This is a genomic window from Methanonatronarchaeum sp. AMET-Sl (assembly GCF_029854155.1).
Classification (GTDB): Archaea; Halobacteriota; Methanonatronarchaeia; order Methanonatronarchaeales; family Methanonatronarchaeaceae; genus Methanonatronarchaeum.
Genome location: NZ_CP122958.1, coordinates 1,062,371 through 1,081,326, shown reverse-complemented (window position 1 = coordinate 1,081,326; position 18,956 = coordinate 1,062,371). Strand labels below are relative to the sequence as shown.

The 18,956-nt window shown below is 38.2% G+C and carries 19 protein-coding genes; 9 read left to right on the top strand and 10 right to left on the bottom strand.

Going from position 1 to position 18,956, the window contains the following annotated elements; genetic code table 11:
• Positions 1-15: 15 nt before the first annotated feature.
• Together QEN48_RS05450 and QEN48_RS05445 are read left to right on the top strand one after the other, a co-directional pair.
• Entirely contained in the window at positions 16-573 is a 558-nt protein-coding gene (locus QEN48_RS05450) for a methanogenesis marker 17 protein (RefSeq protein ID WP_280107892.1), read from the top strand.
• 3 nt (positions 574-576) lie between these two features.
• Positions 577-1,521, top strand: a complete 945-nt coding sequence (locus QEN48_RS05445; protein WP_280107891.1) for a methyl-coenzyme M reductase family protein — start codon at positions 577-579, stop codon at positions 1,519-1,521.
• 48 nt (positions 1,522-1,569) lie between these two features.
• On the opposite strand, the gene QEN48_RS05440 is transcribed toward QEN48_RS05445, so the two are convergent.
• Both QEN48_RS05440 and QEN48_RS05435 read right to left on the bottom strand, forming a co-directional pair.
• Positions 1,570-1,971 carry a pyridoxamine 5'-phosphate oxidase family protein gene (locus QEN48_RS05440; RefSeq protein ID WP_280107890.1) on the bottom strand — a complete coding sequence of 134 codons (402 nt, stop codon included), beginning with the start codon at positions 1,969-1,971 and terminating at the stop codon, positions 1,570-1,572.
• Between the two features lie 163 nt (positions 1,972-2,134).
• Complete coding sequence (locus QEN48_RS05435) at positions 2,135-2,809, bottom strand: DUF4013 domain-containing protein (RefSeq protein ID WP_280107889.1); 675 nt, start codon at positions 2,807-2,809, stop codon at positions 2,135-2,137.
• A 317-nt stretch (positions 2,810-3,126) separates the two neighbouring features.
• Between QEN48_RS05435 and panD the strand changes: the two genes are divergently transcribed.
• Positions 3,127-3,468 carry an aspartate 1-decarboxylase gene (gene panD, locus QEN48_RS05430; protein WP_280107888.1) on the top strand — a complete coding sequence of 114 codons (342 nt, stop codon included), beginning with the start codon at positions 3,127-3,129 and terminating at the stop codon, positions 3,466-3,468.
• 84 nt (positions 3,469-3,552) lie between these two features.
• Here panD and QEN48_RS05425 read toward each other — a convergent pair whose 3' ends face one another.
• From QEN48_RS05425 to gatC, 4 genes are read right to left on the bottom strand one after another with little or no spacing between them, the layout of a single operon-like run.
• Positions 3,553-5,625, bottom strand: a complete 2,073-nt coding sequence (locus QEN48_RS05425; protein ID WP_280107887.1) for a DNA topoisomerase I — start codon at positions 5,623-5,625, stop codon at positions 3,553-3,555.
• Positions 5,622-7,028 (bottom strand): Asp-tRNA(Asn)/Glu-tRNA(Gln) amidotransferase subunit GatB, encoded by a 1,407-nt coding sequence (gene gatB / locus QEN48_RS05420; RefSeq protein ID WP_280107886.1) that lies wholly within the window; start codon positions 7,026-7,028, stop codon positions 5,622-5,624. The genes QEN48_RS05425 and gatB overlap by 4 nt, the downstream gene beginning before the upstream one ends.
• Entirely contained in the window at positions 7,025-8,431 is a 1,407-nt protein-coding gene (gatA, locus tag QEN48_RS05415) for an Asp-tRNA(Asn)/Glu-tRNA(Gln) amidotransferase subunit GatA (protein WP_280107885.1), read from the bottom strand. Before gatA ends, gatB begins: the two co-directional genes overlap by 4 nt.
• Positions 8,428-8,724 carry an Asp-tRNA(Asn)/Glu-tRNA(Gln) amidotransferase subunit GatC gene (gene gatC, locus QEN48_RS05410; protein WP_280107884.1) on the bottom strand — a complete coding sequence of 99 codons (297 nt, stop codon included), beginning with the start codon at positions 8,722-8,724 and terminating at the stop codon, positions 8,428-8,430. The genes gatA and gatC overlap by 4 nt, the downstream gene beginning before the upstream one ends.
• Before the next feature lie 285 nt (positions 8,725-9,009).
• Between gatC and QEN48_RS05405 the strand changes: the two genes are divergently transcribed.
• The 4 genes from QEN48_RS05405 to QEN48_RS05390 are packed head-to-tail and all read left to right on the top strand — an operon-like array spanning position 9,010 to position 12,967.
• The gene (locus tag QEN48_RS05405) at positions 9,010-10,236 is read left to right on the top strand and encodes a hypothetical protein (RefSeq protein WP_280107883.1); all 1,227 of its coding nucleotides are present in this window, start codon (positions 9,010-9,012) and stop codon (positions 10,234-10,236) included.
• Positions 10,237-10,239: 3 nt separating this feature from the next.
• Positions 10,240-11,469: a 3-isopropylmalate dehydratase large subunit gene (locus tag QEN48_RS05400; protein ID WP_280107882.1), complete on the top strand. Its 1,230-nt coding sequence runs from the start codon at positions 10,240-10,242 to the stop codon at positions 11,467-11,469.
• Positions 11,470-11,471: 2 nt separating this feature from the next.
• On the top strand, positions 11,472-11,984 hold the full coding sequence (locus tag QEN48_RS05395) for a 3-isopropylmalate dehydratase small subunit (RefSeq protein ID WP_280107881.1): 513 nt from the start codon (positions 11,472-11,474) through the stop codon (positions 11,982-11,984).
• Positions 11,969-12,967 (top strand): isocitrate/isopropylmalate dehydrogenase family protein, encoded by a 999-nt coding sequence (locus tag QEN48_RS05390; protein WP_280107880.1) that lies wholly within the window; start codon positions 11,969-11,971, stop codon positions 12,965-12,967. The genes QEN48_RS05395 and QEN48_RS05390 overlap by 16 nt, the downstream gene beginning before the upstream one ends.
• Positions 12,968-13,164: 197 nt before the next feature.
• Here QEN48_RS05390 and QEN48_RS05385 read toward each other — a convergent pair whose 3' ends face one another.
• The gene (locus QEN48_RS05385; RefSeq protein WP_280107879.1) at positions 13,165-14,385 is read right to left on the bottom strand and encodes a SufD family Fe-S cluster assembly protein; all 1,221 of its coding nucleotides are present in this window, start codon (positions 14,383-14,385) and stop codon (positions 13,165-13,167) included.
• A complete protein-coding gene (locus QEN48_RS05380) occupies positions 14,361-15,101 on the bottom strand; it encodes an ABC transporter ATP-binding protein (RefSeq protein ID WP_280107878.1) in 741 nt (246 codons plus the stop codon). The genes QEN48_RS05385 and QEN48_RS05380 overlap by 25 nt, the downstream gene beginning before the upstream one ends.
• Before the next feature lie 222 nt (positions 15,102-15,323).
• Here QEN48_RS05380 and QEN48_RS05375 point away from each other — a divergent pair, with 222 nt between their 5' ends.
• Positions 15,324-16,574 carry a radical SAM protein gene (locus QEN48_RS05375; RefSeq protein WP_280107877.1) on the top strand — a complete coding sequence of 417 codons (1,251 nt, stop codon included), beginning with the start codon at positions 15,324-15,326 and terminating at the stop codon, positions 16,572-16,574.
• 47 nt (positions 16,575-16,621) lie between these two features.
• A complete protein-coding gene (locus QEN48_RS05370; protein ID WP_280107876.1) occupies positions 16,622-16,933 on the top strand; it encodes a hypothetical protein in 312 nt (103 codons plus the stop codon).
• A gap of 107 nt (positions 16,934-17,040) precedes the next feature.
• On the opposite strand, the gene pylB is transcribed toward QEN48_RS05370, so the two are convergent.
• Together pylB and pylSc are read right to left on the bottom strand one after the other, a co-directional pair.
• Positions 17,041-18,126, bottom strand: a complete 1,086-nt coding sequence (gene pylB, locus QEN48_RS05365) for a methylornithine synthase PylB (protein WP_280107875.1) — start codon at positions 18,124-18,126, stop codon at positions 17,041-17,043.
• A complete protein-coding gene (gene pylSc / locus QEN48_RS05360) occupies positions 18,113-18,931 on the bottom strand; it encodes a pyrrolysine--tRNA(Pyl) ligase large subunit (RefSeq protein WP_280107874.1) in 819 nt (272 codons plus the stop codon). The genes pylB and pylSc overlap by 14 nt, the downstream gene beginning before the upstream one ends.
• Positions 18,932-18,956 lie beyond the last annotated feature (25 nt).

Sequence of the window (18,956 nt, the reverse complement as noted above, 5' to 3'; positions counted from 1 at the left end):
TGGAGGCCCAATAACTTGAAGATAACTGTAGAAAGCCCAACAAATGATGAAGGAGCAGGATACAAAGACATCGCTAGAGATATCATAAGAAACTCACGTATATCAAGTTTAGTAGAACACATACACATGGTTATAGAAGTAAAAGAACCAATATTCATAATCTCCATCAAAGTAAAAGGAATTCGAGAACCAATCAAAATCAAAAACATAGCAAAACTACGAGACACAGAAGAAGGATGTACACTTGAAATACGTGACGAAGGCTACGCATCAAACCTCCTATCAAAACTATGGAAAGAATTTGGTAAATCAAACGTCGAACAACCAACAAGACTTGAAATCATCTGTAAAGACATAAAAAAAAGCGAAATAGAAGACATGGTTTTAACCCCAAGCGAAGAAATAACAGACACACTACTAAACCTTAGTTGGCAGATAATACCAGAAGGATTTAGAGTCCGAAGAAGCCTTAAATCCAAGAAAGTCTTCACAATACTAGCAACCGAAGAACCAATGGAAGAAAAATGGATAGAACGTCTCCAAAAAACCCACAACAAAATAACGGAGGCCTAAAAGATGTACGAATTCCTCACATACCAAGGAGGAGTCTATAAATCAAACCTAATGATCGAGAAAATCGAAGACCTCGGAGGCTACATAATACAAAAAAACAAAGAATCAAGAGAAATCACAATGCTAACCGCAATCCCCCAAGAAGACGTACCAACAATCGAAGAACTAGCAAGCCAACTAAAAGGAAAAATCTTTAAAGAAAAACTAATAGGAACAGAAATAGCAGTAGTATCTCCAAGCATATCCCGACACCACCTACCACACCCAGTCTGCGACATAGCAGAAAGACTACGTAGAGCAGGAGCCCTAACAAACATAGTCAGCATAGCAAGAGGAGTCGGCAGAAGAATCTCACAGATAACCAAAGAAGAAGAAACCATGATCGAAGAATACGATGCAGCAGTATTCATTCTAGGAAACTTCGGAAACTGCCTCGTCAACCATAAACACAAACTACTTAAAAACATAAAAAAACCAGTTATAGCAGTCGGCGCTCCAGAAATAGAAGAACTAGAAAACGCAGACAAATACATACCAGGAGTCGGCCGCAAAGTAGATAGAATGAGAAAAACCGAAGACCAAGAAAAACTAGATGAAATCGCAGACGCATTAGGCCAATTAATCGAAAAAGAAAGACAAAAAATCAACGAAGACCCATTAACAATTCATCCACTAGAAATAAAAGAAATACTACAGAAAGAACTTCCACTAGAAAAACATGAAGCCCGACACAGCCCCATAGTACTACACCTAGATGGATTAAGAATAAAACTCCCATACGACGAACACATAGACCTCGTAAAAGAAACCAAGGTCGGGGAAAAAAAATTAAGCGAAATAGCAAAATTCAATAAATCCAAAAACGAAGCCGAAGACATATTACTCCAAGTATTACCAAAATCAATCATAGAAAACCAAAAACAACAAAAAAACAAAATCAAAGCCTAAAAAAAGAAAAACGGAGGGAATGAACCCCCCCAACACCCCTTTTTTTATTTAAACTATTTTAGAACCGGCTTCAGGTCCTGGAGTAGTGGAATACACCTCTTCTACGTCAATCATGCATAGAGCCTTTAAATCAAGATCCATTTTCTCCGCAAGCATCTCTTTTTTCTCTTCAAACAAAGGACCAGAGGATTTAATTGCTTCACAACTACCTTTAACTTGATATCCCTCAGTACCTTTCCAGAGACTCAAACTAATCCTTCCATTAGCCTCAATGTTTTCTCTTGTTTTATCGAAAAAAACATCACCTAAAGCCATTTTATCATCATCAACTATCCACACATTCCTCATAGGCACTGCATTCGGAACAGAATCATCATCCGCAGTCGCCAAAACAATCTGAGTATCAGGGTCGCCAATCAAATCCAAAACCTCATCAGGTATTCTAACCATATAAATTACCTCCAGAGACAGCTTTAAACACCATCCCTATATAAAAATTCTCTCAATTATATTACTTATCACTTTCCCCAAAAACAGAAAAAAAATAGAATAAATAAGGTTTTTTGGAGGGAAACCTAAAAACCCATTAGGCTATATTAATTTGGTTTTTAGTTTATAGTCCGGATGTTCCGCCTACTACTTGTCGGAAAGCAATTCCGAATATTCGTATTATCACTAGATGGAAATAGAATGCAACGAATGGAACTAAAATAAGCCCTATTATTGTAAATCCTAGTATCGTAATCACTATGTACTGTATGATCATCAAGAAGATTGGTAATAAAGCTGCTGTGAAGTATTCTCTTGTCATCCAGATTTCTTTAAGTTGGGATAATCGGAAAGCCGCTTTAAATGAACTTTCACGACCATAGTTTATCAATGCAGCAGGAACTGTGTAATAAATCAATATTCCAATCAACAATCCGAGCAGCCATAGTACTATGAAACCTAAAACACCAATTCCAGCTACAAACGCTGAATCACCACCAAGACCTAATACACCAATTAAAACAAATGCTATTAAACCCCAAATCAAAAAAGGTATTATTGAGTAGATAATAGTGATTATCCAGCCAACAAAACCAGTTACCAATAAATTAATCCATTCACCAAACTCTATTAATTTATCAGACCCCTTAGAGGTTTCAGCACCAACCTTAATTAAATAACCAATCACTATAAACGCAGGTATCAACAAAAACGACAATATGAGTAATAAACCACCAATTAATATATTAATTAACCCTTTATCTTCCTTAATAGGATACTTAAGTGCTTCCATTAACATAACAAACTATTTTATCAAATATAAACATAAAAAGATTTCTAACAAAAACAAAAAAAAGTAAAGGAGTTCCCGAAATTATCGTTAAACGGGCCATCAGACTCCTTTTTTTATTTAAGTAGGGAATGATGTTCCCTTCTTCATCAAAAATTACCGTTTTAAAATAAAAATAGATCACTTAACAGTCCTAACAAAAAAACCGTGGTTATCACCGATACTCCGTTTCTTTCCATATACTATTTATTATTTTTTTGTTATTCGAAACTGTTATTGTTTTTAAGGGCTAAGGATTTTTGATTTAGATCTTGGAGTGTTTTCTAATGAGAAGTGTTTTGAAGTCTAAGATTCATCGGGCTAGGGTTACTGAAGCAGATGTCGATTATATGGGTAGTATCACTATCGATAGTGAGTTGTTAAAGTATGTTGGTTTATGGCCTAATGAACGTGTTTTGGTTGTTAGTAATACATCTGGAGCTAGGCTTGAAACATACGTCATTCCTGGTGAACCAGGTTCTGGAGAAATTTGCATTAATGGCGCTGCGGCCAACAAAATCAGTGTTGGTGAGAATGTTACTATAATGAGTTTTGTTTTATCTGATTCTCAGGTTGACCCTAAAGTTGTTAGTGTGGATGATGAGAATAGATTTAAGGCCTATCTCTAAAAACCACTAAGAACCAAAAATAAAAATGTATTGGTTGAGCGGGCTAGAGGGGTAAACCCCTTAATTAGAGGGGTTTAGATATTTTTATTTTTTGTTTTTGTCTTTGTCTTTGTCTTTGTCTTTGTCTTTGTCTTTGTTTTTTTGCCATTCGTCGTAGTTGCATTTTGGGCATCCGAGTGTCCATGGTTTTTTGTTTTTGTTGTATGTTACTTTGAGTTTGTTTAGGTTGTGGTCTGGGCAGGTTTTTTTGGTTCGGATTAGGTTTCCTCTTTTTGGTAGTGGTAGTGAGTGGTTGCAGTCTGGGTATCCGCTGCAGCCTACGAATCTGCTTCCTCTTTTGGATCTCATTATTCTGAGGTTTTCTCCGCATTTGGGGCATGGGCCGATGATTTTGTCTTTTTGGAGTCCTGTTCTTAGTGAGTCTGCTATTTTTTCTTTGTTTTTGTTTAGGTCTTGGAATATTTTTTCTAGCATTTGTCTTGATTCTTCGATTACGTCTTGTTTTTCTAGTTCTCCGTCTATTATTTGGTTCATTTCTTTTTCTAGTGTTGAGGTCATGTCTGGTTGTGTTATTCTTTCTGCGTATTTTTCGAGTGTTTCTATTACTGCTTCGGCTGTTTTGGTGGGTTTTGGTGGGTCTCCGTAGATGTAGTTTCTGTTGTATAGTTTTGATATTATGTTGTGTCGTGTTGCTTTTGTTCCGAGTCCTTTTTTGTCCATTTTGGTTATTAGTCTGTTTGAGCTGTATCGGTTTGGTGGGTTTGTTTGTTTTGATTCTTTGTGTTTTTCTTTGATTTTTAGTTCTTGTTTTTCTTTGAGTTCTGGTAGGATTGTTTCTTTTGTTTTGTAGTATGGGTAGTGTTCTCTCCATCCGAGGTTGGTGTATTTGGTTCCTTTTGTTTGGAATGGTTCGCCGCCTGTTTTTAGTTTTATTGTTATTCGTTTTTTGGTTGCTGGTGGTGAGAGTGTTGCTAGGAATCTTCTTACTACTAGTTCGTATACTTTCCATTCTGTTTTGTTTAGTTTGTCTTTGTCTGCGAGTTGTGTTGGGTGTATTGGTGGGTGGTCTTTGCTTGTTTTGTCTCCTTGTGTTGGTGTGATTGTTTTTTGTTGTTGTATTTTTTTTACGTTTTTTTGGAATTCTGGATGGCTTTGTAGCATGTTTAGTTTTTGTTTGATGTCTAGGCTTTCGCTGTATACTGTGTTGTCTGTTCTTGGGTAGCTGATGTATCCTGCTGTGTAGAGTGTTTCTGCGGTGTTCATTGCTCGTGATGGGTTTAGGCCTATTGCTCCGGCGGCTCTCATGAAGGCGGTGGTGTTGAATGGTGTTGGTGGTTTGTCTTTTTTGGTTTTGGTTTTTATTGATGTGACTGTTGCTGTTTTTTGGATGTTTTTGTGGATTTGGTTTGCTTTTTCTTTTTTCCAGATTCTGCCTTCTGTGTGTTGTGCTTGGAATTTTTGGTTTTGGGTTTTTAGTGTTAGGTTTATTTCCCAGTATGGTGTGGGTTCAAATGCTTCGATTTCTTTTTCTTTGTCGACTATTATTGCGAGTGTTGGTGTTTGTACTCTTCCTACTGATAGGAAGTTGTTTCCGTATCTATGTGCTGTGAGTGAGATATATCTGGTTAGTGATGCTCCCCATACGAGGTCGAGTATTTGTCTTGCTTCTCCGCTGCTTGATAGTCTGTAGTCCATTTCTCCTGTGTTTTGGAATGCTTGGTTTACGTCGTTGGGTGTTAGTGCGCTGAATCTTGCTCTTTTGTTTTTTATGTTTTGGTTTTGGTTTTCTATGACTTCGAGGGCGTCTTTTCCTATTAGTTCTCCTTCTCTGTCGTAGTCGGTTGCTATTATTGTTGTGTCTGCTTGTTTGGCGAGTTTTTTGAGTGATTTTACTATGCCTGAGTGTAGGGGTTTTTTTTCTATGTCTGCTCTTATGAGTTCTTTTGGTTCTTGGGCTTGCCAGTCTTTGTATTGTTTTGGGAAATCGATTTTCATTATGTGTCCGCGTAGTCCTATTACTTGGTTTTTGTTTCCGTTTTGGTTGTATTCGTAGACGTTTGTTTTGCCTATTTTTTTGGTTTTGTAGTTGTTTTTTGAGAGTATTTCAGCTATTCTTTTGGCTGCTTTGTCTTTTTCAGCTACTATTAGTTTGTTCAAGCGTTTTCCTCCAGTTTTTTGGTTATTAATTTGTTTGTTTCATCTGGTTTTGCTTTGCCTTTTGTTATTTTCATTACTTGTCCTACTAGGTAGTTTATTGCTTCTGGTTTGCCGTTGTAGTAGTCTTGTACGGCTTCTGGGTTTTCTTGTATTGCTTGTTCGATTGCTTTTAGGGTTTGGTCTTTTTGTATGGCTTTGAGGTTTTTTTGTTTGATTATCTCTTTGGGTGTTCCGCCTTTGTCTAGTATTGTTCTTATTATGGTTGTTGCTCCTTTTTCTGTGATTTTGTCTTGGTTTAGTTTGTTGGTGATTGTGGCCATTTCTTTGGGTTTTATTGGGTTTTGTTGTAGTGTCATGTCTCGGTAGTTTAGTTCGCCTTTTAGTACATCGGCTATCCAGGTTGCTGCTGTTTTGGGGTCTGTTTGTTTTGCGGTTTCTTCGTAGTATTTGGCCCAGCTTATTGTTTGTGTTAGTGATTTTGCTAGGTCTGATGTGATTTTGTATTGTTTGATGAATCTTTTTCTTTTTTCTTCTGGTAGTTCGGGGAGGTCTTTTTTTGCTTTTTCTTTGATTTTTTGGGTTATTTGGATTGTTGGTATGTCTGGTTCGGGGAAGTATCGGTAGTTGTGTTCTTCTTCTTTTGTTCTCATTGATCGTGTTATTTCTTGTTCTTCATCGAAGTGTCTGGTTTCTCTTTTGACTTCTTTGTTTCTTCTGCGGAGGTTTTTTTGTCTTGTTATTTCGTATTGGAGGGCTTTTTCTGCTCCTTTGTATGATGATATGTTTTTGACTTCTGCTCTTCCTCCTCCTTCAATTGATATGTTTGCGTCGCATCTTAGTGAGCCTTCTAGGGCTCCGTTGAATATTCCTAGGTATTCTAGTATTTCTCGTATTTTGTTTAGGAGTTCTCTTGCTTCTTGTGGTGTTGATAGGTCGGGTTCTGTGACGATTTCAAGTAATGGCATTCCGGATCGGTTGTAGTCTGTGTATGTGTATCTTGAGGATATTGGGTGTATGAGTCTGCCGGGGTCTTCTTCTATCTGTATTCTACGTATTCTGATGGGTGTTTCGTCTTTTAGTTTTATTTCTCCGTTTTGGGCGATTGGTTTGTCGTATTGTGTGATTTGGAATCCTTTTGCGAGGTCTGGATAGAAATAGTTTTTTCTATGAAAATTCATTTTATCTGCTATTTCGCAGTTTAATGCGTATGCTGCCATAACGCCGTATCTAATTACTTTTTTGTTTAGTTTGGGTAGGGTTCCTGGTAGTCCAAGGCATGTTGGGCAGGTATGGGTGTTTGGGGGTGATTCTCGGTAGTCTGTGCTGCAGCTGCAGAATAACTTGCTTTCGGTGTCTAGCTGTATATGTACTTCTAATCCAATTGTTGTGTCGACCTCTGTCATTTTGTTTCCTCCATTGCGTAAGCGATGTTCAGTATTTTTTGTTCTTGGTGGTGGTTGCCTATTATCTGTATTCCAACTGGCTCGTTATGGCTTGTTGGTATTGTTATTGATGGACTGCCTATCATGTTTACGGGTACGTTTAATGCGTCTCCCATGTATAGTGATAATGGGTCATCTATTTTTTCTCCGATTTTGAATGGTTTGTATGGCATTGTTGGAGCTATTAATGCGTCTACTTTGTTAAAGGCTTTTTCAAATTCTTTTTTAAGTAGTTGACGTATTTTTAGTGCTTTGTTGTAGTAACGGTCGTAATATCCAGCGCTTAATGCATATGACCCTAGTATTATCCGTCTTTTTACTTCATCTCCAAATCCTTGGGCTCGTGTCTTTTTGTAAACGGTGTTCCAGTCGTCATTTTTTCCTGTAGTATATCCATATCTTACTCCGTCGTATCGGGCTAGGTTGCTGCTGGCTTCACTCATGCTTATTATGCAGTAGGCTGGTAATGCATACTCCAGGCTTGGTATACTCACCGTTTTTATATTTGCGCCTTGGTCTTCTAGATCACTTATTTTGTTTTTTACTTTGTTTTTGACATCGGGATTGATGCCTTCCTCCATCAATTCTTTTGGTATTCCGAGTGTGACTTCTGTCTCGGGTTTTAGGTTTTGATAGTGGTTTTGTTTAGATTTTGTTGAAGTTGGGTCGTTTGGGTCTTTTCCAGATATCACGTCGTATGTTAGGGCTGCGTCTTTAACGTTTGTGGTTATTGGGCCTATTTGGTCTAGTGAGCTTGCGTATGCTACCAATCCATGTCTGGAGATATGTCCATATGTTGGTTTAAGGCCTACTAGGCTGCAGAAGGCTGCTGGACATCTTACTGACCCGCCTGTATCGGATCCTAGGGCTATTGATGCTCCTCCATATTTTACTGCGGCTGCACTTCCTCCGGATGATCCTCCTGGAACCAGTTCGGGGTTTATGGGGTTTTTGGTTGCTCCAAAATAGCTTGTTTCGGTTGTGCTTCCCATGCAGAATTCGTCACAATTGGTTTTTCCAATTATTATGCCGCCTGCGTTTTTTATTTGTTCTACTACGTATGCGTCGTATGGTGGTTTGTAGTTTTTAAGTGTTTTAGAGCCGCAGGTTGTTTTTGTTTTAGCTGTTGATATTGCGTCTTTCATTCCGACAGGTATTCCGGCTAACATCCCTGGGTCTTCATTTTTTTCGATTAATCGATCGATTTCTCTGGCTTTTTCTAGGGCTTTTTCTTTTTCAACGGTTATGTATGCGTTGATTTGGGGTTCTTTGTCTTCTATTTTTTTTATTGTTTTTTCTACAACTTCTGTTGAGGTGGTTTCGCCGTTTTTTATTTTTTGGGTTGTTTTCCATGCTTCTATCAATCTCTCACCCTCGGTGACTTGAAGTATCCGTCTTCAATATCTTTTGCATTGCTTAAAGCGGTATTTTGTGTTAGACTCTCTCCAACTTCGTCTTCTCGCAGTTTGTTTGTTTGGCTGTGGATTCCAAACAATGGCTCCAATCCCTCTGTATCGGCTTCATCTATCTTATCGAAGTAATCAAGTATCTCGTTTAGTTGTGGTACTAGATTACTTATTTCCTCTTCATCTAGGTGGATTCTAGCGAAATCCGAGATATTTTTAACCTCTTTTTCTGTAATTTTTTTACCTGACATAGAAACACATCCAGCTAAATTATTAACTCTCAAAACCCATGGTGTTTACAAAAACTTTCAAGTTAACTAGTAAATATTATTGGGTTATCGAGAACTATTGTAACCAAAAAGACCTATCTATTTATGGATTCTTTGGTGGTTCTGGAGAAGTTATATCTTCATAAAAGAATAAGTGTTTTGGGAAAACGGTAGGGTTAAGCGTTACATTATATAGGGCTCATTGTTTTAGCTAGGGTTTTTTTCTTAATGACTCGATGGGTCTTAATAATTTAGTAGGCGGTTAAAATGATCACATCATATGAAGATCTTCCAAATATTGAGTTACCAGTTGATCAAGAGATTAAGATAAGTGACGGTACTTTAAGAGAGGGTGCTCAAATGCCCGGTGTCGTCATAAAAAGCGAGGATAAACTTCAGATATATAAATACTTACATCAAATCGGGGTTGAGAAGGTTGAGAACTTTTTGTATAGTGATAGGGACCGGAAGGTTACTCGTGAGATGATTGATTTAGGTTATGATAAACCGGAGGTAACGGGGTGGATCCGGGCTTCTAAAAAAGATATCGAGCTTGTAACAAGTATGGATGGGATTGAAGAAACGGGTATATTAACTTCTGTTTCTGATTGCCATCTATTTGATAAAATAGGTTTTGAAAGTCGAGAGGAAGCTAAAGAGAGTTATCTAGAGGTTGTGCAAGGGGTTGTTGATCACGGAATAACGCCTAGATGTCACGTTGAAGACGTAACGAGAGCTGAAGTTGAAGATTTCGTACTTCCATTTATAGAAGAGATTATTGAGATAGATTCTGATGCAGTAATCAGAATTTGTGATACCCTTAACTACGGAATTCCTTTTGAAGGAAAACTACCTTACTCTATTCCCCAGTTAGTCAGAGAGATAAAAGACCTTGGAGTAAAGGACATTGAACTGCATATACACGATGATTATGGATTAGGGGTTGCAAATGTGTTATCAGGGTTTTGGAATGGAGCAAACTGGGGCAACATGACCGTTATGGGGCTTGGTGAAAGGGCAGGAGTTGCCGAGCTAGAGAAAGTATTGTTATTCCTGACCGACCGACTTGGAATAGATAAATATGACCTAACGGTCCTCAAAGACCTAGCCAACTATCTCGAAGAAAACGCAAACTACCACGTTCCATACAACAAAGCAGTTGTTGGAGAAAACGTTTTTGCACACGAAAGCGGTATACACACAGATGGAGTTATCAAAAACCCATTCACATATGAACCATACCCACCGGAGATGGTTGGAGCTAAACGAAAATTCATGATCGGTGACTCATCCGGGCGTGAAGTGATAGCTAAAAAAACCAACGACATATTAAAAGAACAAAACATCGAGTTAAAAGTCGATAAAAACGATAAACGGATTAAAGAGATTTATAACGATATACAGCAGTTATATGAAGAAAACAAAAGAAGCTCCTGCATACTTGACAAAGAATTCAAAGAAATAATGAATAGACATTTCGATAAGGAGGTTTAAATTTTGGGAACAATAGTAGAAAATATATTTTCAGAAAAATTTGGAGAAGAAGCCAAAGCTGGAGACGTAGTACTTGTAGACGTTGACCTAGCAATGGCTCAAGACGGCACAGCACCACTGGCAATAAACGCATTTAAACAGATGGACATGGATATTGCCTATCCAGAAAGACTGGCATTGGTTATAGATCATATCTCACCAAGCAAAAGTGAAGGAGCATCAGAACTCCACATAATGATGCGAGAGTTCGCTAAAGAAAACAACATAAAACTCTATGATGTTGGTGAGGGTGTTTGTCATCAGTTGATGTTGGAGAACCATGTTAAGCCAGGGCAGTTGGTGATTGGTGCGGACAGCCATACATGTACATATGGAGCTGTAGGCGCCTTTGCAACAGGAGTCGGCAGCACAGACATGGCAGCAGCATTCGCAACAGGAAAACTATGGTTCAAAGTACCAGAAACAATCAAAGTAAACCTAACCGGAAAACTACCAAAAAACACAAGCGCCAAAGACATAATACTCAAACTATGCGGAAAAATAGGAGCCGACGGAGCACTATACAAAGCAATAGAATTCACAGGCCCAACAACAAAACAACTAACAATACCAAGCAGAGCAACAATAACCAACATGGCAATAGAAATGGGCGGAAAAACAGCAATAATAGAACCAGACAAAAAAACAAAACAATACACCGGTGCTGAGGCACCAGAATGGCTAAAATCCGACCCCGACGCGGATTACATACAGGAGATTGAGATCGATGTATCCAAACTAGAACCACAGATAGCAGCACCACACCAAGTAGACAACGTACACAACATAACCAAACTAGAAGGCACCAAAATCGATCAGGTTGTTTTGGGTTCTTGTACTAATGGTCGTTTTGAAGATTTAGAGGCTGCAGCCAACATAATCAAGGGTCGTGAGGTTGCTGATGGTGTGAGGTTCCTTGTTTTCCCTGCTTCTAAGTCTGTTTATCGGGAAGCTATTGATAGGGGTGTTGTTCAGACTCTTGTTGATGCTGGTGCTACTGTTTGTAATCCTGGTTGTGGTCCTTGTCCGGGTACGCATATGGGTATTCTTGCGCCGGGTGAGAAGGCTCTTGCTACTACTAACAGGAATTTTAAGGGACGTATGGGTAGTACGGATGCTGAGGTTTATTTAGGTTCGCCTGAAACTGCTGCGTTTACTGCGATTCATGGTGAGATAGCTACGGAGGATGTTTAAACATGAATTTTGAAGGAACTGCACGTGCTTATGGAGATGATGTTGATACTGATGCGATTATTCCGGGTAAGTATAAGTTTGATACGTTGGATATGAATAAGCTGGCTAGACATGCGATGGAGGGGATTGATCCTGATTTTTATGAACGTATTGATGAAGGGGATATAATTGTTGCTGGTGAGAATTTTGGTTGTGGTAGTAGTCGGGAGCAAGCGCCTCTTGTTATAAAGCATGCTGGTATTTCTTGTGTTGTGGCTGAATCTTTTGCCAGAATATTTTTCAGGAATGCTATTAATGTTGGTTTACCGATAGTTCAGGTTCCAGGGATTTCAAGTAATGTTGATGAAGGGGATGAACTATTGGTTGATGCTGAAGAGGGTGTTGTTAAAAATTTGACTACTGGTGAAGAGTATAGTGGTGAGAAATTATCTGGCTTCATGTTGACTGTTCTTGGTGAGGGTGGTCTTCCAAACTACATTAAAAACCGAGGTGATTTTGTATGGCCCACAGAGTAACTTTGATTCCTGGTGATGGTATAGGTCCTGAGGTTATTGAGGCAACGAAGACGGTTATTGATGCTGCAGGTGTTGACATAAAGTATGATGTGGTTGAAGCTGGAGCAGGTGTAATGGAGGAAAAAGGAACGCCGTTGCCTGATGAGGTTATTGAGTCTGTTGAGAAGAATAAGGTTGCTTTGAAGGGTCCAATAACCACTCCAGTTGGCTCTGGGTTCCGCAGTGTTAACGTTGCAATTAGACAGAAATTGAAGTTGTTTGCTAATGTAAGGCCGACTAAAAACCTACCTGGTATTGGAGTGAAAGACGCTGACTTAGTAACGGTTAGAGAGAACACTGAAGGTCTTTATAGTGGTGTGGAGCATTATTGTGACGAAGATCATTCAGTGGCTGAATCTCATTGTATAATTTCTCGAAAAGCTAGTGAACGAGTTGTAAGATTTGCATTTGAATATGCATTGCAGGAAGGTCGTGAAAAAGTAACAGCCGTTCATAAAGCGAATATACTTAAAGCTACAAACGGCCTTTTCTTGGAAACCGCAAAAGAAGTTGCTAGTGACTACCCAGAAATCGAGTTTGAGGATAGAATTGTTGATAACATGGCTATGCAATTGGTTCAGAAACCAGAGCTATACGATGTTATTGTGACAACAAACCTGTTTGGAGATATATTATCCGACCTATGCGCTGGATTGGTTGGTGGGCTTGGTGTTGCGCCAGGCGGTAATTATGGCCATGATAAAGCAGTTTTCGAGCCAATACACGGTAGCGCACCAAAATATGCTGGCCAAAATAAAGTTAATCCAACCGCACAGATACTTACAGGCACAATGATGCTAAAACACATTGGAGAAAAAGAAGCAGCTAACAATATATATCAGGCTGTTGAAGAAGCAATTCAAGAGGGAGAGAAACTCACATACGATTTAGGTGGGGATGCTGGAACACAGGAATACGCTGAATACGTAGCATCTAAACTCTAAAGAAAAGGTTTGTCGATTAGAACCCGACAGCCAACTACCTATCTTTATTTTTTATTTTTTTCAGGTTTTTATAGGTTTTTATAGGTTTCTATAAACTAGATATTAAAGGATTTTTAGTCTAAGTTTTTTATAAACTAGGTATAAAAGGGTTTTTAGTCTAAGTTTTGTGGTAAAAATAATAAATAGAGGAAGGGGGTTTAGATTGCTTTTTCAACGGTCATGTCTATCATTTTTTCGACTTTTTTGGTTAATTCGGGTGGTAGGCCTTTGATGTCTATTGTCATGAATCCTTTTATGATTAGTGATATGGCTTCTTCTTCTGTTAGCCCTCGTGACATTAGGTAGTTTAGTTGTTCTTCTTTGATTTTTCCGACTGCGGCTTCGTGGGATAGGTCTAGGTTTGATTTTTTTGCTTCTAGTTCGGGGATTGTGAGTAGGTTTGATTGGTCTGATAGTATTATTCCTTTGCATTCTAGGTGGCCTTGTATGTTTTCTTCTTCGCCTACGAGTCTGCCTCTGATTGTTACGTTTGATTTGTCTCTTGATATGCTTCTGGAGATCATGTCGCTTTTGCTGCCTTTGCCTCGTAATACTGTTTGTGAGCCGAGATCCATATTTGAATTTTCTTTTGCATATACTACTGTCTGGAATGATGCTTTGGAGTTTTCTCCGTTACAGTATGCTGTTGGGTAGCTTTGTATTGATTTTACTGGGCTTGCAAGTACGTAGTTGTTGATGAATGTGGCGTTGTCTTTTAGTTTGACGGCTGTTCGGGGTCTTACGTGATGGTTTTTTCCCCAGTTATGTATCATTGTGAATGTTAGTTTTGCGTTTTCTTCTAGGTAGAACTCTGATACTCCGAGGTGTAGTCCTTCTTTTGTTGTTCGTGTTTTTGTGCAGCCTGTTATGACGTGGAGTTCTGCTCCTTCTTCTACTATTATGATGTTGTGGACGTTTTGTGTTGCTTTCTCATCTTCTTGAAGGAGGCATGTCTGTGTTGGGATTTCTTTTTTAACTCCTTGGGGTACTCTTATGAAGTATCCTTCAGTCATCTCGTTTTCGACTCGGGCTGTATATTTATCGTTGATTTCTACGGCGTTCCAATAGTAATCTGATAGGTCATGTTTCTGTAGAGCTTCAGTTATTGATAATACTTCAATGTCGTCGTACATTTTTTTGTATACGACGTCTCCGTCTACTTGGATGTATGAGCCTGAGGATTTATCTAAATCGATTCCTACTTCACTTAAATCATTACCGAATTCTTTTTTTACTTTATCTGGGTTTGTTTCTGTCTGACGTTTTTTGGCTGGAATTTTATATTTGCTTAGGTCTATGTCGACTCCGTATTTAGCTGGAACGTCTCTGTATTTTTCAGCTCTATCTTTAATCCTTAATTCTGTTCTATTCGATAACATTTTGCACAGTTCTCGTATCCATTTTCTATTATCTCTTCAAGTATCTCTCTAGGTTTTCCTGAGCACATAATCGATCCGTTGTACAATACATGAGCTCTATCGACATCTACTAGGTCTAGTATACTTCCGTGATGTGTTATTATCAATCCTGAACGTTTACGGTCACTTGGTTTTTTTTCTTTATCCAGCATTTGGTTAATTATTTTCCCTAACAACTCAACGTTCTCTACGTCCACACCGCTGTCCGGTTCGTCGAAAAGTACCATGTCGGGGTTTTGTGAGAATACCTGTAAAATCTCCGACCTCTTTACCTCACCGCCAGAAAAACCAACGTTGACCTCACGATCCATGTGGTCGGTTAGATTAAGTTGGTCAACCATTCTGTTAACTTCATCAATGGATTCTTTTCCAATTAAATCGACTAGATCTCTGAGTTTTAAACCATCTATAGCTGGTGGATGTTGATATTCAAGGGCTAAACCAAGTTCTACCCTCTCATTCACAGGTAAATCTGTTATATCCTTTCCTTTAAAAGATATTTTCCCAGACAACACATTATATCCAGGTAGCCCCATAATGGTTTTAAGCAAGGTAGATTTCCCCGAGCCATTAGGGCCAAACAAAACATGAACCTCTCCCTTATCAATACGGAGATCAAGGTTATCTAAAATAACCTCATCCTCAACAGAAACCGTTAAATTTTCAATCTCAAGCATATATATTCACCAAAAAATCCAATCACACCAAAAAACATACAGTTACTCTAAGAAATCAGGGGTGTGCTAGATTAATAAACACTTGTTTTCAATTGCTTAAACTAAATTAAATACTTATCGGTTAACAAAAAAACTTTAATAATCTATTTGTGATGTATTCGGTTTGGATGTATTGTTTTTTCGAAAGTTATTTGTAGTTTTACAGATAGATTTGAGTTCGGTATGAAAGGTTTTATCGACAACATCATTGAAGAAAATTTTGGTAACATTGAGTTTGACCGGTCTTTTAGTTTTGAGTTAGCAGAGAAGGATACGGTTTGTTTTAATATTAGGATACCGTTCTGCAGCAATCAATGTGATTATTGTTTGTATGGGGATAGTAGGGTTAATCCAGATACACTTGATGAGTTTATAGAATCGGTTATCCAAGAAATTGATTTATATATGAAGGGGATGAGTTATCCTGAAATAGAGACTGTTTATTTCATTGCTGGAACCCCTACTCAAATTCCGGAACGCCTAGCAGAAATAATAACCCACTTAATAGATGAATATGGTTTCGATGGTGAGGTTTTGACTGAGGCCCATCCAAATGACCTAACACCTGAATCTCTTAACTATCTAGATGAGATTGGTGTTGACAAACTTAAGATTGGGATTCAATCTTTTGAAAACCATGTATTAAACGATATTGGTAGAGACCATGATCGGGAAACAGCTATCGATGCAGTGAAGAGAACACTGGAACACGGTTTTAAACATGTAAACATCGATTTGATGTATGGTCTACCGAATCAAACGGTTGAGGACGTAGTTAACACTATAGATAAAGCAATTGAACTTGATGTACCAAGCATTACAACATTCCCCCTAATGTTGTTACCACGATCCCAACTATACGCAAGAGTCGATAAAGGTGAAACAGAAATACCAGATAACGAAGAAGAGATGTACAATGCAATACGAAACAAATTAACGAACAATGGCTATGAAATGATAACAATATGGAGTTACTCAAAACAACCGGATGAGTATAGAGGAGAATATATGCATTCAAGTGACTTCATCGGAATTGGACCTGGAAACTGGAGTTATCTCGAAAAATCATTCTACCTGAACACAGCCAACCTAAAAGACTACAACGAAGCAACCAACCAAGGCCTACCCATATCTGTTGGAACCAAATTCCTTGGAGAAGACAACAAAAAACTCTGGTTCATAAGAAACCTCTACTTCACAGAGATAAATAAAACCGATTACAAAAAATGTTTTGGTAAACCGATGGAAGAAGATATAGGTGAATTAATAGAACTATTAACCACATTAGACCTGATACTGCCTACAGATAACGGATATAAACTAACAAACCAAGGATTAGAAATAGCTAGCATGGGAACTAAAAAGATAGTTATGACTTTATTGAATAAATTCCAAGAAAACCATTTAGTAGGCGCAACCCCAAGACAGATCTAAAGTTTTTAGGAAATTTTAAATGTTGAGAAACATTATGGTATAACTGTATGAGAAAGTTCGTATTTAATGACGATCTCCAGAGAAAAGGGATTTCCCGGAGTATGATGGAGTCAAAACACGACAACCTCAAATGTCCAGAATGCGCAAACGTATTCAACCTATTCTATTCAAGAGCCTTCGCATGTAAAGGCTGTCCACACGCCATCGATGGATGTGAGTTCGTACGCTGTCCAAAATGCGATACAGAATTCCTACTAGAAAAACATAGAAACAAAATGGAATCAAAAGCACTAGACAACTACATGAGTTCAATAATAAACCAATACCTCAAAGACTTTGGAGACAGCCCCAAAAGATAAAAAAACTAATTAAAGTTGAAAAATAGGGTCTCTATAGTTTTAGACCTGTTTACAAAACTATAGGATCCAATCAACCCTGCCTTATATTTCAAGATTGAATTAATTCTTTATCTCTCTTTGTTTCTGTTTCTGTTTTTGTTTTGTTTGATGTATTTTTTGAGGTTGTTTTTGGTGTTTATTTTGTAGTTGTTTTGTTTTAGGTATTTTATTACGTTTTTTGGTGATCTTTCTCCGGTGTTTATTCCGTATTCGTGTTGGGCGACTCCTTTTAGGCCTGAATCGGATATTACGAGTGATGTTACTACGTTGGCTCCTGCTTTTAGGGGTTTTTGGATTCCTTTTAATCCATTTATGTCTAGTGAGGCGGGTATGAGTTTGTTTGGGTTTGTTAGTCTTAGTACTGCGGTTACTGTGCTGTATTTTGTTGGTGGTTTTTGTGGGGGTATTGGGATTCCTTTTTGTTTTACGTATTTCATGCATCTTACTTGGCTTGTTTGTTGTTTTGACATCTCTTTGATTGTTTTAGCTATGTTTTTTAGGTTTTCTCCTATTCCTAGTAGCATTCCGTCTTCTGTTAATAATCCATGTTTTTGAGCGTTTTTTCTGGCGTTATATCTCTGTTTATATGGTTGGTTTGGTCTTAATTTTTGGTATAGTTCTTTACTGTGTGTTTCTTGGTATAGGGCGTACCAATCTGCTCCGGCTTCTCTGGCTTTTTTTATTTGTTTTGGTGTTAGTACGCCGGGGCTTATCATTGTTGGTGTGTTTAGTTTTTTGATTTCGTTTATTATGTCTGTGAATCTATTGAATTCGTTGTGGTAGTATGGGTCTTCTCCTGAGGTTAGGTCTAGTAGGTGTACGCCTTCTTCTATGAATTTTTTTGATATTTTGGTTATTTCTTTTTTTGTTTTTCTGTATCTTTCGGAGTGTTTGTTGTTTTTTCGGTAGTAACAGAATCTACAGTTGTTTCGGCAGTTTGTGGAGAAATAGACGAATCCATATAGATATATGCCGTTGGGGAAGTTTTTTTGACGTAGTTTCCGTGCTTCCCTATAGAGTTTTTTTTCTTCTTTTTTATCTTGAGGTTTTAATAACCTCATTAGGTCTTCTACAGTATATTCGTTGTTTAATGTGTTTGTGAGGGCTGTTTCAAAGTTTTCAGTTGTTTGTGTTTTTAGTTCACTTGATGTCAAGTCTAACCCCATCCTGATATATATAGCTGTTTCCATATGCTTTGGCTGTGGAGCCTTCGTCTAATATCATGGCGAGACGTTCGACACCTAAACCGATTCCGACCCAGGGTTTATCTATTGACCAATTGCTGTCTAATGGATGTGGTCCTGCGATACATGAAGCGACCTCGATTCCATCTATTAATACGTCTACGGTTTTACCGTAAAGTGTTGATTCTTCTTCAACCAATTCGTATGTGGTTAGGTTTCCAAAGATTTCTTCAATCAATATATCTAGTCTTTCTTCAGTATCTCTGATATCTCCCATCTCAACAGCATTCAACATAGTGAATTCATTTAGGTGTTCTGTACTGCTTTTCTCACGCCTAAAACATGTTCCAATCTCGAACAACCGTACTTTATCTTCATTAGAGATCCTTTTGAAATGCCTTAACTCATTATATAGGTTTGGCGCAAGCATTGGACGTAGACAACGGTTTTCCTCTTCAAGCCAATAGACCTGTTCCCTAAGGTCATCACTTATATTCATCTTCTCTAACATCGAATAAGATATTATCTCAGGAGTCCTTACCTCAACAAAACCAAGTTCATAAAGACCCTTCCTTAGGTCACTGGATACTTGACGCCAAAAAGGAACCTTATCATTATTTAAACGCTTAAAACGCTGTCTATTCTCCTCCCTAACATCATCAACAAGTTTTTCAAAAAAACGGTTCCGTTCATCCACATCACTAAAACCGGAGGGAAAATCGCCTTCATACCCAAGTTCCTGCAGTCTTTGCTTCTGAGATACGGTGAACTCCATAAACGAGGGACCCGGGAGTTGAACC

Bases quoted from the DNA above. Each gene is read 5' to 3' on its own strand.
- pylSc (WP_280107874.1), bottom strand. From the start codon at position 18,931: ATGGAGTTCACCGTATCTCAGAAGCAAAGACTGCAGGAACTTGGGTAT.
- QEN48_RS05370 (WP_280107876.1), top strand. From the start codon at position 16,622: ATGAGAAAGTTCGTATTTAATGACGATCTCCAGAGAAAAGGGATTTCC.
- QEN48_RS05390 (WP_280107880.1), top strand. From the start codon at position 11,969: ATGGCCCACAGAGTAACTTTGATTCCTGGTGATGGTATAGGTCCTGAG.
- QEN48_RS05440 (WP_280107890.1), bottom strand. From the start codon at position 1,971: ATGGTTAGAATACCTGATGAGGTTTTGGATTTGATTGGCGACCCTGAT.
- QEN48_RS05385 (WP_280107879.1), bottom strand. From the start codon at position 14,385: ATGTTATCGAATAGAACAGAATTAAGGATTAAAGATAGAGCTGAAAAA.
- gatC (WP_280107884.1), bottom strand. From the start codon at position 8,724: ATGTCAGGTAAAAAAATTACAGAAAAAGAGGTTAAAAATATCTCGGAT.
- QEN48_RS05445 (WP_280107891.1), top strand. From the start codon at position 577: ATGTACGAATTCCTCACATACCAAGGAGGAGTCTATAAATCAAACCTA.
- panD (WP_280107888.1), top strand. From the start codon at position 3,127: ATGAGAAGTGTTTTGAAGTCTAAGATTCATCGGGCTAGGGTTACTGAA.
- QEN48_RS05435 (WP_280107889.1), bottom strand. From the start codon at position 2,809: ATGTTAATGGAAGCACTTAAGTATCCTATTAAGGAAGATAAAGGGTTA.
- QEN48_RS05395 (WP_280107881.1), top strand. From the start codon at position 11,472: ATGAATTTTGAAGGAACTGCACGTGCTTATGGAGATGATGTTGATACT.
- QEN48_RS05405 (WP_280107883.1), top strand. From the start codon at position 9,010: ATGATCACATCATATGAAGATCTTCCAAATATTGAGTTACCAGTTGAT.
- QEN48_RS05380 (WP_280107878.1), bottom strand. From the start codon at position 15,101: ATGCTTGAGATTGAAAATTTAACGGTTTCTGTTGAGGATGAGGTTATT.
- gatB (WP_280107886.1), bottom strand. From the start codon at position 7,028: ATGACAGAGGTCGACACAACAATTGGATTAGAAGTACATATACAGCTA.
- QEN48_RS05375 (WP_280107877.1), top strand. From the start codon at position 15,324: ATGAAAGGTTTTATCGACAACATCATTGAAGAAAATTTTGGTAACATT.